Origin of the sequence: Goekera deserti, from assembly GCF_010685995.1 — a bacterium.
Lineage (GTDB): Bacteria > Actinomycetota > Actinomycetes > Mycobacteriales > Geodermatophilaceae > Goekera > Goekera deserti.
Map to the genome: position 1 here is coordinate 220,195 of NZ_JAAGWK010000010.1, position 12,051 is coordinate 232,245.

General features: G+C 76.2%; 11 protein-coding genes. 4 read left to right on the plus strand and 7 right to left on the minus strand.

Features of this window, described 5'->3' with window-relative positions:
* Positions 1–68: 68 nt before the first annotated feature.
* Positions 69–626: a YceI family protein gene (locus tag G1H19_RS08355; protein ID WP_152729889.1), complete on the minus strand. Its 558-nt coding sequence runs from the start codon at positions 624–626 to the stop codon at positions 69–71.
* Positions 627–713: 87 nt separating this feature from the next.
* On the opposite strand from G1H19_RS08355, the gene G1H19_RS08360 reads away from it, so the two are divergent.
* Positions 714–1,238 (plus strand): MarR family winged helix-turn-helix transcriptional regulator, encoded by a 525-nt coding sequence (locus G1H19_RS08360; protein WP_152729890.1) that lies wholly within the window; start codon positions 714–716, stop codon positions 1,236–1,238.
* A gap of 53 nt (positions 1,239–1,291) precedes the next feature.
* Positions 1,292–3,127: a sigma factor-like helix-turn-helix DNA-binding protein gene (locus G1H19_RS08365; RefSeq protein WP_162392743.1), complete on the plus strand. Its 1,836-nt coding sequence runs from the start codon at positions 1,292–1,294 to the stop codon at positions 3,125–3,127.
* 18 nt (positions 3,128–3,145) lie between these two features.
* Here the strand turns inward: G1H19_RS08365 and G1H19_RS08370 are convergent, their stop codons facing one another.
* The 3 genes from G1H19_RS08370 to G1H19_RS08380 are packed head-to-tail and all read right to left on the minus strand — an operon-like array spanning position 3,146 to position 6,323.
* Entirely contained in the window at positions 3,146–4,048 is a 903-nt protein-coding gene (locus G1H19_RS08370; protein ID WP_235928063.1) for an enoyl-CoA hydratase-related protein, read from the minus strand.
* Entirely contained in the window at positions 4,045–5,037 is a 993-nt protein-coding gene (locus G1H19_RS08375) for an acyl-CoA dehydrogenase family protein (protein ID WP_162392744.1), read from the minus strand. The genes G1H19_RS08370 and G1H19_RS08375 overlap by 4 nt, the downstream gene beginning before the upstream one ends.
* Positions 5,034–6,323 carry an acyl-CoA dehydrogenase family protein gene (locus G1H19_RS08380; protein ID WP_152729892.1) on the minus strand — a complete coding sequence of 430 codons (1,290 nt, stop codon included), beginning with the start codon at positions 6,321–6,323 and terminating at the stop codon, positions 5,034–5,036. The genes G1H19_RS08375 and G1H19_RS08380 overlap by 4 nt, the downstream gene beginning before the upstream one ends.
* Before the next feature lie 106 nt (positions 6,324–6,429).
* Between G1H19_RS08380 and G1H19_RS08385 the strand changes: the two genes are divergently transcribed.
* Entirely contained in the window at positions 6,430–7,125 is a 696-nt protein-coding gene (locus G1H19_RS08385; protein ID WP_174278000.1) for a TetR/AcrR family transcriptional regulator, read from the plus strand.
* 107 nt (positions 7,126–7,232) lie between these two features.
* Here the strand turns inward: G1H19_RS08385 and G1H19_RS08390 are convergent, their stop codons facing one another.
* The gene (locus G1H19_RS08390) at positions 7,233–7,994 is read right to left on the minus strand and encodes a 3-hydroxyacyl-CoA dehydrogenase (protein ID WP_152729893.1); all 762 of its coding nucleotides are present in this window, start codon (positions 7,992–7,994) and stop codon (positions 7,233–7,235) included.
* A 103-nt stretch (positions 7,995–8,097) separates the two neighbouring features.
* On the opposite strand from G1H19_RS08390, the gene G1H19_RS08395 reads away from it, so the two are divergent.
* A complete protein-coding gene (locus G1H19_RS08395; RefSeq protein ID WP_235909713.1) occupies positions 8,098–9,735 on the plus strand; it encodes a long-chain-fatty-acid--CoA ligase in 1,638 nt (545 codons plus the stop codon).
* A gap of 142 nt (positions 9,736–9,877) precedes the next feature.
* Here the strand turns inward: G1H19_RS08395 and G1H19_RS08400 are convergent, their stop codons facing one another.
* Both G1H19_RS08400 and G1H19_RS08405 read right to left on the minus strand, forming a co-directional pair.
* Positions 9,878–10,642, minus strand: a complete 765-nt coding sequence (locus G1H19_RS08400) for a crotonase/enoyl-CoA hydratase family protein (protein ID WP_152729894.1) — start codon at positions 10,640–10,642, stop codon at positions 9,878–9,880.
* A gap of 161 nt (positions 10,643–10,803) precedes the next feature.
* Entirely contained in the window at positions 10,804–12,036 is a 1,233-nt protein-coding gene (locus G1H19_RS08405) for a hypothetical protein (protein ID WP_162392745.1), read from the minus strand.
* Positions 12,037–12,051 lie beyond the last annotated feature (15 nt).

Here is a 12,051-nt window from a genome sequence, read left to right on the forward strand (position 1 = left end):
GGGGCCCGGGGCCGGGGCGACCGCGTGCTCCCGGGGCCGGTGCGGCCCGGGAACGGCGGCGCCGGGGGTCAGGAGGCGCGCAGCACGGCCTCGATCTCGAGCTCGACGTTGATCTTGTCGCCGACGACGACGCCACCGCCGTCCATGGGCATGTCGATGTCCACACCGAACTCCTTGCGGGAGATGGAGGTGGCGCCGGTGAAGCCGGCGCGCGTGCCGCCGTAGGCGTCGGGGCCGAAGCCGTTGAGCTCCAGTGCCAGGGTGACCGAGCGGGTGATGCCCTTGATGGTGAGGTCGCCGACCACGTGCCAGTCGTCCCCGTCGGCCACGACCGACGTCGAGGTGAAGGACATGGTGGTGTGGTTGCCGACGTCGAAGAAGTCGGCGGACTTGATGTGCGCGTCGCGCTGGGCCTGGCGGGTGTCGATCGAGTCCATGTCGATCGTCGCGGTCACCGTGGACAGCGCCGGGTCCTCGGCGGTGACGATGGTGCCGGAGAACTCGCGGAAGTAGCCGCGCACCTTGCTGACCATCATGTGCCGGACGGAGAACCCGACGGTCGAGTGCGTCGGGTCGATGTCCCAGGTGCCGACGACGTAGCCGGGGATCTGGACGGTGCTGGTCATGCGGACTCCAGGTGGTTGAGAGCAGGATCATCGGGCTCGGGCGGCAGCGTAGTTGAGGACTTGATTATTCCGCCATACCCTCGGGTGATGAGCGCGGACCTCTCCACCGACCGAGCCGACGCCGTCGACCCGCCCGCTCCGCGGTGGCTGGACCACGACGAGATGCACACCTGGCGCGCGTGGCTGCTCAGCAGCATGCTGCTCGGCGAGCGGCTGGACCGCGAGCTCACCCGGGGCACCGGCATCTCCACCGCCTACTACGAGATCCTGGTGCAGCTGTCCGAGGCGCCGGACCGGTCGCTGCGGATGAGCACGCTGGCCGAGCGCTGCCTGTCCTCCCGCAGCCGCCTCTCGCACGCGGTGTCCCGGCTGCAGGAGCGGGGCTGGATCCGGCGCGAGGTGTGCCCCGAGGACGGGCGCGGCCAGTTCGCGGTGCTCACCGACGAGGGGTTCGCCGCGCTGGCGGCCGCGGCGCCGCTGCACGTGGAGAGCGTGCGCACCCACCTGCTCGACCAGCTGTCCCCGGCGCAGCAGGCCGCCCTGCAGGACGTCGGCGACACGCTGATCGCCCACCTCGGCGGCCCGGCCGTCGAGGCGTTCCCGTCGGTCTGACCCGGGCCGCCCCGCGGCGGGGGTCGACCGTCATCGCCGACCGAGGAGGGCACGTGCGCGACACCGGCGGGTTCTCGGGGTTCGCGGCCGACCAGCGCCCGGCGCTGCTGGTCACCGCCCACCTGCTCACCGGCGCCGACCGGCCCGCCGCCGACCTGGTGCGCCGCGGGCTGCTGCGCGCCTGGCCCGCGTGGCGCCGGCTGCCCCCGGACGCGGGCGCCGGCGAGCAGCGGGCCCTCGCCCTGCGCGGGCTGGCCCGCGCCCACCTCGCCCCGACCCGCCGGTGGCTGCGCGGGGACGGGGTGCTCACCGAAGACGGCGGGGGCCGGGCGCCGGGCGCCTGGTGGACCTCGCCCGCCGACGCCGAGGCCGCCCGCCGGCTCGGCGCCGCCCTGGACACCCTGGAGCCGGCCGAGCGGGCCGCCGTCGTGCTCAGGGCGCACGAGGGTCTGCCGGTGCCGGCGGTGGCCGCGCTGCTGGGCCGCCCGGCGGCCGAGGTCCGCACCCTGGTCGGGGCGGCGCTGGCCCGGCTGGCCCCGGAGGTGGCGGCGGCGGACCTGCCGTCCCGGCTGGACGGGCTGGCTGCGCAGAGCGACGCCCGCACCCTGGACGACGTCCCGGACGGCGCCACCCTGGTCCGGCAGCAGCGGGGCCGGCGCCTGCGGCTGAGCGCGGGTGTCACGGCGGTGCTGGCGCTGCTGGTCCTGCTGCCGTCGGTGGCCGGGCGGACCGCATCCGCCCCCGCCCCGGCCCCGGCGGCGGCCCCGGTCGACGGGGGCAGCACACCCGCCGGGGCCACCTGGCAACGGCCCACCGCCGGGTCGCTGGCCGACGACCCGCGGTTCCTCGACGGGGTGCAGCGGCTGGCCTGGCCGATGGCCCCGCCGTCGTCCGGCAGCCGCCAGGTCGCCTTCGCCGGTGACGTGCTGGGCTCCCGCTGGGCGCTGGTGCTGGGCCGCACCAGCGGGGTGCTGCGCGGCCAGTGGTACGTCGGACCGGCGGGCACGGACCCCGCCGGGCTGCGGGCCGAGGGCACGATCGAGGTGTCCGAGGGCGGGACGGCGGCCCACCTGAGCCGGTCCGCCGGCGGCCCGGTGCTGCTGGTGCTGACCGAACGGGAGGCCGAGGTCGAGTACTCCCCCGGCGTCGAGGTGCGCGCCGACGGCACCGCCGACCCGCGCTGGACACCGGTGCCGGACGCCGGCGGCATCGCCGCGGTCCGGCTCGACGACGCCTCCGCCCCGGTCCGCTACCGGGTGCTGGCGGCCGGTGCCGTGCAGGAGACCGGCCGGCCCGCGACCGGCTCCGAGCGCCCGGTGCCCGAGCCGTCGACGCCCCCGCCGGCGCTGCGCCCGGGGCCGGGCGACGTCGGCCCGCTGCCGTGGACGCTGGCGCTGGACACCCTCACCTCGGCCACCGGGCTCACCGCCGCCGACCTGGACCCGGTGGTGCTGTGGCTCGGCCGCATCACCGGCCCGGCGGGCAGCACCGCCGAGGCGACCGTGCTGGCCGCGGTCGTGCCCAGCGGGGCGGTGGTCACCACGACGGCCTACGCCCTGCCCCGCGCCACCACCCCGGGTGGCACGGGTGGCAGCTGCGGGTCGCAGGCGCACCCGGCCGGCACCGACCCGACGTCGCTCACCGTGGTGGCCCGCTGCCAGGTCTCCGACGGCCGCGGCCGGCAGGTGCCGTCGGTGCTGGTCACGGCGCCGCCCGGGGTGACCGCGGTGCGGATGGGGTTCAACCCGGAGGCGCCGGTGCTGGACCAGCCGCTGCAGGACGGCTTCGCCAACCTCGGCGGGGTCTCGGTGACGTTCACCCACTTCACCCGGGACGGCGAGCCCGGCGACATCTCGCACACCGGCCCCGGCGACCTGTTCCCGTCCTGACGTCCGGCCCCGCCCCGCTCACCCCGGCCCGACGTCGCCCGGGACCGCGGGCCAGCGGGGCACGCCGGCCACCGAGCCCTGCCCCAGCGGCCCGGTGAACCGGGCGGGGCGTTTCTCCAGGAAGGAGCGCACACCCTCGGTGGCGTCCGGGCCGGCGCCGACCTCCAGCAGGGCGCGGGACTCGGCCCGGTGCGCGTCCCACGGCGAGGCGGCACCGAGCATCGACCAGAGCAGCTGCCGGGCCGCGCCGACCGACACCGCCGACGTGTTGTCGGCGATCTCCCGGGCCAGCCCGAGGGCGGTGTCCAGCAGCTGGTCGTCCGGCACGACCCGGGACACCAGGCCGCCGCGCAGCGCCTCCTCGGCGCCGAACACCCGCCCGGTCGCGACCCACTCCATCGCCTGGCTGATCCCGACCACCCGGGGCAGGAACCAGCTGGACGCCGCCTCCTGCACGATGCCGCGCCGGGCGAACACGAACCCGAACCGGGTCGACTCCGCGGCGATCCGCACGTCCATCGGCAGCACCAGGGTCGAGCCGATGCCGACCGCGGCGCCGTTGACCGCGGCGATGACCGGCTTGCGCAGCTCGGCGAACGGCAGCGACGCCACCCCGCCCCAGTCCCGCGCGACGCCGTCGATCGTGCCGGCGCCGGCGGACCGCTCGGCCCGGGACCGGGCGTCGAAGGTGTCCGCACCGGCGGACAGGTCGGCGCCGACGCAGAAGTCCCGGCCGGCGCCGGTCACCACCACCACCCGCACCGCGTCGTCGGCGTCGGCGGCGTGGGCGGCCGCGGCCAGCTCCAGGGCCATCGTGGAGGTGAACGCGTTGCGGGCGCCCGGCCGGTCCAGCGTGATGACGGCGATCCCGGCGTCCACCTCGTAGCGCAGCGTCGTGGCCGCACCCACGGTCGCGGTCACCGGGTGAGCGCCCCGTCCAGCACCAGCGCCGCGACGGCGTCCAGGTGCTCGGCCTCGTCGCCCAGCAACAGCCGGTCCACCTTGGCCCGCCGCCAGTACAGGTGCGCGTCGTGCTCCCAGGTGAAGCCCACGCCGCCGTGCACCTGGATCACCGTCTCGGCGGCCCGCTCCAGGGTCTCGGCGGCGAAGGCCTTCGCGGCCGAGGCAGCCAGCGGCAGCTCGCCCGGGGCGGCGTCGGCGGCCCAGGCCGCCCACCACACCAGCGAGCGCAGCTGCTCCACGCCGACCCACGCGTCGACGAGGGAGTGCTTGACCGCCTGGTAGGACCCGATCTTCCGGCCGAAGGCGGTGCGCATCTGCGCGTAGTCCACGCCCATCTGCACGGCGCGACCGGCGGCACCGAGGTCCTCGGCGGCCAGCACCACGGCACCGACCTGGCGGGCCCGGGCCCACAGCGCGCCGGCGTCCTCCACGAGCACGCGGCTGCTGGTCAGCCGCACCGAGCCCAGCCCGCGGGTGGCGTCGATCGGCGCCCCGGACGTCACCTCGCCCTCGCCGACCACCAGCGCCCCGCCGTCCAGGGCCAGGAAGGTGTCGGCGTCCCGGGCGTCGAGGGACGGGGCGGACCCGCCGACCGGGCCGTCGAGGACGGCGAAGCCCCGCGACCCGTCGGCCAGGGCCGCCAGCAGGTCGGGGTGGTCGGCCAGCAGCACCGCCGCGCGGGCCGCGGTGACCAGCGACGGGCCGGCCAGCACGGCACCGGCCTGCTCGGCGACGACGGCGAGGTCGAGCACACCCGCCCCGGCGCCGCCGGCCGACTCGGGCACGGTGATGCCCAGGAAGCCGACCTCGGCCAGCGCCGCGCGGCCCGGGGCCACCGGCGACCCGTCCAGCGCCCGCCGGGCGTCGGCCGGCGATGCCTGACCGGCGAAGAAGTCCTTGGCGCCCGCCGCGGCGTCGCGCTGGTCGGTGTCCAGGTCGAAGTTCACGCCATCGCCCCCGGGGCGTCGGTGCGGGCGGTGTTCGCGGGCTCCGCGGCCCGACCCGTTCCCGGTCCCGCCGCGGCCTTCTCGTTGAACGGTCGGTGCTTGTCCTCCCGCGGCTCCGGCGGCAGCCCGAGCACCCGCTCGCCGACGATGTTGCGCAGCACCTCGTCGGTGCCGCCGGCGATGGCGAGCCCGGGCAGGGTGGCCATCGTGCGCTGCCAGCGGTCGTCGGCGCCGGACAGGAACACGGCGTCGTCACCCTGCAGGCGCACGCCGAGGTCGGCGATCAGCTTGGCCGAGGCCGTGCCGGCCAGCTTGCCGGCGCTGGCCTCCGGGCCGGGCAGCCCGCCCTGGCTGATCGCGGTGTACCGCCGGTAGCCGGTGTAGCGGTTGGCCAGCGCGGCGACCGCCGCCCGGCCCAGCGCCTGCCGGGCGAGCACCTGCCGCTCGGGTGACAGCCCGGGCACCCGCTCGGCCGCGAGCCGGGCCAGCGACTCGACCGACAGCCCGAGGTCGGTGCCACCGCCGCCGACCGCGACCCGCTCGTTGAGCAGTGTGGTCAGCGCGACCCGCCATCCCTCCCCCGGCTCGCCGAGGCGCTCGGTGTCCGGGATGTGCACGTCGGTGAAGAACACCTCGTTGAAGTTCGACTGCCCGCCCATCTGCTTCAGCGGGCGCACCTCGACGCCGGGGGCGTGCATGTCCACCACGAACATGGTCAGACCGGCGTGCTTGGGCTTCGCCGGGTCGGTGCGGGTGAGCAGGATGCCGAAGTCGGCGACGTGGGCGAGCGTCGTCCACACCTTCTGGCCGTTGACGACCCAGCCGTCGCCCTCGCGCACGGCGGTGGTGCGCAGCGCCGCCAGGTCCGAGCCCGAGGCGGGCTCGCTGAACAGCTGGCACCACACGTCGTCGGCGCGCAGCAGCCGCTGCAGGTACTTCTCGTGCTGCGCGGGCGTGCCGTGCGCGATGACGGTCGGCGCGCACATGCCCAGGCCGATGTGGTTGATCAGACCCGGCACCCGGGCGCGGGCCAGCTCCTGGTGCACGATCGACTGCTGCGCCAGGGTCCCGGCGCGACCGCCGTGCTCCCGGGCCCAGGCCACCCCGACCAGGCCGGCCTCGGCGAGGACCCGCTGGGTGCGGCGCAGCGCGAGCTCCTGCTCGGGCCCCTCGGCGGCGCCCTCCTCGCCGGTGTCCATGTGCACCAGCTCGGCGGAGTGCTCCTCGAGCAGCGCGCGCACGTGCGCCCGGTACTCGGCTTCCTCGGGTGTGTCCTCGAAGTCCATGGGACGGCAGTGCCTCTCCTCGTCGAGTGGTGCTCGCATCCTCCGGCCGGAGGAGGCGGGCGGTCAACCCTGACTGTCCGCGGGCCCGGCCGCCTACGCTCACGGGGTGGACGTCGAGAGCCCCGACCCGGCGCACGGTGCGGTCGCCACCCGCAGTCGCAGCGAGCGCACCGCGGACAGCCGCGCCCTGATCCTGGACGCAGCGGTGGCCTGCCTGGTGGAGAACGGCTACGCCGGGGCCTCCACGCTGGCGATCCAGGCACGCGCCGGGGTGTCCCGCGGGCGGCTGCTGCACCACTTCCCGTCGCGGGAGGAACTGCTGGTCGCCGCCGCCCAGCACCTGGCCGGCACGCTGCTGGCGGAGGCCGAGCACCGCGTCGCCGCCATGGCCGCCACCGTGACCGACGAGCGGGAGCGGCTGGACCGCTGCGTGGAGCTGCTCTGGGCCACGTTCCAGGAGCCGCCGTTCTGGGCGGCGATGGAGCTGTGGACCGCGGCCCGCACCGACCAGGCCCTGCGCGCGGCGCTGCAGGTGCAGGAGCGCCGGCTGCGGGCGGCGATCCGCGCGGTCAGCGACCGGATCTGGGGTCCGGTCGTCGTCGCCTCCCCGCGGTACCCGCAGCTGCGCGAACTGCTGTTCACCAGCATGCGCGGGGTCGCGGTGGTCTACGCCTTCGAGGACCGCCCGGCAGCCACCGACCCGCACGTGGAGATGTGGCAGGCCCTGGCCCGCGAGCTCCTGCCCGACCCCACCGCCGGGCCGCGGGACACGCCGGCACTCAGCGTTGATCAGCTGAGCTGATCAGGATCCTGCCGAGCTCACCAACGCTGGTGAGCTCGGCAGGACGGTGATCAGCTCAGCTGATCACCGTGGACGGCGCCGGCCCCGGTGCGGGTGCCCCGCCCGGGTCAGCGCGGCGCCATCCGGATGGCGCCGTCCAGCCGGATCACCTCGCCGTTGAGCATCGGGTTGGCCACGATGTGCGCGACCAGGGCGCCGTACTCGTCGGGCGCGCCGAGCCGTGCCGGGTGCGGCACCTGGGCGCCGAGGGCGGCCTTGACCTCCTCGGACGCACTGGCCAGCAGCGGGGTGTCGAAGAGCCCCGGCGCGATCGTGACCACCCGGATCAGCGACGACGCGAGGTCCCGGGCGATGGGCAGGGTCATGCCCACGATGCCGCCCTTGGACGCCGAGTAGGCGGCCTGGCCGATCTGCCCGTCGAAGGCCGCCACCGAGGCGGTGTTGACGATGACGCCGCGCTCCTCGCCCAGCGGCTCGACGTCGAGCATGCGCTGCGCGCCCAGCCGGAGGACGTTGAAGGTGCCGACCAGGTTCACCTGGATGATCTTCTGGAAGGCGTCCAGCGGGAAGGCGCCCTTCTTGCCGGCCGTCTTGATCGCGTTGCCGATGCCGGCGCAGTTGACCACCACGCGCAGCGGGCCGAGCTCGGACGCGAGGTCCAGTGCCGCAGTCACCGCGGCCTCGTCGGTGACGTCGGCGGCCGCGAAGTGCGCCGCGCCGCCGAGCTCGCCGGCCACCTGCTCCCCCGCGGAGCCGGGCAGGTCGACCAGCACGACCTGGGCCCCGGCGGCGACCAGCCGGCGTGCGGTGGCCAGGCCCAGCCCGGAGGCGCCTCCGGTGATGACGGCGACGCTGTCGGTGACGTCCATGCGTGTTCCTCCCGATGTCGGCAGTCAGGGTTGACCGCTCACGACTGACGGCGACAGCATGACCCACGCCACGTCAGCGCGTCCCGGCCCCCCAGGAGCCCCCATGAGCAGCGCCGCTCGGACCCCCGCCCCGGCCACCGCGCCGACCACTTCCCCGGCCACCGCCATGACACCTGCCCACCCGGCCGACGGCTGGCGGGGCATGACGATGAGCCACCAGCTCGCCCGGCACGCCCGCACCGCCCCGGACGCCGTCGCGCTGCGCTTCGAGGGCACCGGGCTCACCTACGCCGAGCTCGACGAGCGGGTCACCCGGCTCGCGCACGTGCTCGCCGGGCGCGGCGTCGGCGTCGGCGTCCGGGTCGCCGTCCTGGCGATGAACGGGCCGGAGGTGTGGGAGACCTACCTCGCCGGCGTGCGGCTCGGCGCGATCGTGGTCCCGGTCAACTTCCGGCTGGTCGCCGACGAGGTGGCCTACGTGCTGGACGACAGCGGCGCCGTGGCACTCGTGGTGGACGCCACCACGGCCGAGGTGGCCGCCACGGCGCGCGCCCAGGCGCCCGGCGTGCAGAGCGTGCTGCAGATCGGCCCGGAGTACGAGGCCGCGCTCGCCGCCGCGCCCACCGACCCGCTGGACGTCGCGGTCGACGAGTCGGCGGCGGCGTTCGTCATGTACACCTCTGGGACGACCGGCCGCCCCAAGGGCGCGGTGCTGAGCCACCACAACCTGCTGATGCACGCCTTCAGCCAGACCGTCACCAACGGCGTCGACCCGTCGGTGGAGAGGGTGAGCGCGCCGGGCACGCCGATGTTCCACATCGCCGGGCTCGCCGGTGGCCTGCCGCCGCTGCTGCTGGGCGGCACCCACGTGGTGCTGCGCTCCGGCGGCTTCGACCCGGTCGCGACGCTGGACCTGATCGAGCGGGAGCGGGTCAACAACATCTTCCTGGTGCCGGCGATGTGGGCGGCGGTGGTGGCCGTGCCGGGCATCGCCGAGCGTGACCTGTCCTGCCTGCGCCGGGTCTCCTGGGGCGCGGCGCCGGCGTCCACGACGCTGCTGCGCACCCTGATCGACACCTTCCCGCAGGCGGAGGTGATGACGGCGTTCGGGCAGACCGAGTGCTCGCCGGTCACCACGCTGCTGCGCGGGGAGGACTCGCTGCGCAAGATCGGCTCGGTCGGCACCCCGATGCTCAACGTCGAGGTGCGCGTGGTCGACGAGCAGATGCAGGACGTGCCCCGCGGGCAGGTCGGCGAGATCGTCTACCGCAGCCCGATGGTGATGACGGGGTACTGGGGCAAGCCGGAGGCCACCGCGGAGGCGTTCGCGGGCGGGTGGTTCCACTCCGGGGACCTCGTGCGCGAGGACGAGGACGGCTACTACTACGTCGTCGACCGCAAGAAGGACATGATCATCACCGGCGGGGAGAACGTGTACTGCGCCGAGGTGGAGGACGTGCTGGCCGCGCACCCCAAGGTGGCCGAGGTGGCGCTGATCGGGGTCGCCGACAGCCGGTACGGCGAGGCCCCGCTGGCCGTCGTCGCGCCGCGGGACCCGGCCGACCCGCCCACCCCGGCGGAGCTGGCCGACTGGTGCCGCGAGCGGCTGGCCCGCTACAAGAACCCGCGGGACTACTCGATCGGCGGGCCGCTGCCGCGCAACCCCAGCGGCAAGGTGCTCAAGACCCGGCTGCGCACCGAGCACTCGGCCGGCTCCCTGGTCGCCGAACCCGCCGTCTGACTCCCCCACCCCTCCCTGCCCCTGCTCCTGCCTGACTTTTTCGGGCAAGAGTCATGGGGTACGGCAGCGGACGGGGGTCCGGCACCGGACGGGGGCCCGGTGCCGGCCGGCCCGGGTCGGCGGGCCCGGGGTCAGGCGGTGGTCAGCGGCCGGTCCAGACCGGGGCGCGCTTCTCGGCGAACGCGCGGGCACCCTCCAGCGCGTCGGCGGAGCGGAACACCGGGTCGGTGAGCGTGCGCTGGTGGGCGACGGCCTCGGGGTCGGTCCAGCGCACCGCACCGGCCACCAGCCGCTTGGTCACCTGCACCGCCAGCGGGCCGTTGACCGCGATCCGGGCGGCGAGCGCCCGGGCGCCCTCCAGCGCCCCGCCGGGCTCGGTGAGCGTGGTGACCAGACCGAAGCGGTGCGCCTCCTCGGCACCCATCGGGTCGCCGGTCAGCGCCAGCTCCATCGCCCGGTGGTACGGCAGGGCCTTGGGCAGGCGCAGCACGCCACCACCGGCGGCGACCAGTCCGCGCTTCACCTCCGGGATGCCGAACCGGGCGTCCCGGGCCGCCACGATCAGGTCCGCGGACAGCGCCAGCTCGAAGCCGCCGGCCAGCGCCCAGCCCTCCACCGCGGCGATCAGCGGCTTGGCCGGGGGCGCCTCGGTGAGCCCGGCCAGCCCGCGGCCGGGGATGGCCGGGGTCTCGCCGCGGGCGAAGGCCTTGAGGTCCATGCCGGCGCAGAAGGTGCTGCCCGCCCCGGTGAGCACGAGCACGGCGACGTCGTCCCGCTCGGCGAAGTCGTCCAGGACGGCGACCATGGCCTCGGCGGTCGCCTTGTCGATGGCGTTCTTCGCCTCCGGGCGGTCGAGCGTGATGACGCCGACGCCGTCGGACACCTCGCTGAGCACGGGTCCCGTCATCGCAGTGTGAGCCTCTCGCCGTCCCCGGGGCCCACGTGCAGGGGCCCGGGCACCCGTGTCGGGTGCCCGGGCCAGTTCTGCCAGCTGACGGCGGAACAGTCAACCCTGACCGTCGGACGGGCGTCCCCCGGGCACCGGGGGACGCCCGCCTGCCTCTCGGGTCAGGCGACCCGTCGGCGCGCGACGACCGTGGCCACCGCGCCGCTGCCCACCAGGAGCCCGCCGAGCAGGGCCAGCCCGCCGACCGGCGAGCCGGTGTAGGCGAGCTCGTCCGAGGCGGCCGCGGGCGCGGGGTGCGCGACCGGGGCGGGGGCCGGGGCCGGGTGCGGCGCCGGGGCGACCGGGTGCGTCACCGGCGGCACCGGGGCGATCGGCTGCACCGGGGCGGGGGCCGCCACGGGGCAGCTCGCCACGGTGACCACGGTGTAGAACGGCACGGTCGCCCGGGTCTCGTCGACCGCGCGCACCTCGGCCTCGAACGCCCCGGCCGGCAGGGTGCCGAGCAGCGACGTCAGCTCGACGTCACCGGTGAAGCCGCCACCGACGACCTCGAACAGGCCGATCGCGACCTCGCCGTCGGCGCCGTTGAGCACCAGGCTGTGCAGGCCGTCGGTGAGGCCGGTGACGCTCACGCGGGCGAGCAGCGTGTCCGGCGTGGCGCAGTCCCGGTCGACGCTGACGGTGCCGGTCCCCGTGCAGACGTCCGGCGTGGGCACCGTCTGTGCGAACACGGGGGCGCCGTCCACCGCGACGAGGACGTCGATGGCGGGACCGGCCGGCTCGCTCTGCACGAAGAACAGCACGACGCCGGTCTCGTCGGCGACGACCTGGTCGGTCAGCCCGGCCGCCGTGATGTCGACGACCTGGCCGGCGGTGAGGCCGGCGACGGTGACCGTCCCGAACACCAGGGCGTCACAGCCGATCGACGCCGTGACCTGGACGTCCAGCTGCGCCGGCGGCGCAGCGGGCGGCGCGACCGGCGCCGGCGGGGCGGGGGCCGCCGGCGGGGCGGGCGTCACCGGCGGGACGGCGACCGGGACCTCGGAGGTCGGCGCCGGCGCGGCCGCAGGGGCCTCGGTCGTGGCGGCGGGGGCCTCGGCCGACGCCTCGGTCGCGGTGTCCCCGGTGGTCGCCGGGACCTCGGCGGGGGCCTCGGCGGGGGCCTCTGTGGAGGTGTCCTCGGTGGCGGTGTCCTCGGTGGGGGCCTCGGTCGCGGCCTCGCTGGGGGCGGTCTCGGCCGGGTCGGCCGGCGCCTCGGTGGTGGCGGGAGCGGAGCTCACCGCGCCGGACGCCGGAGCGGTGTCCTCGGCGGCCTGGGCGCCGACGGCGCCGGTGGTCCAGACGCCGACGGCGAGCAGGCCCGCCACCACCGTCCTCGAGAGTGTCGTGTGCACGTGTGTCCTGTCCGT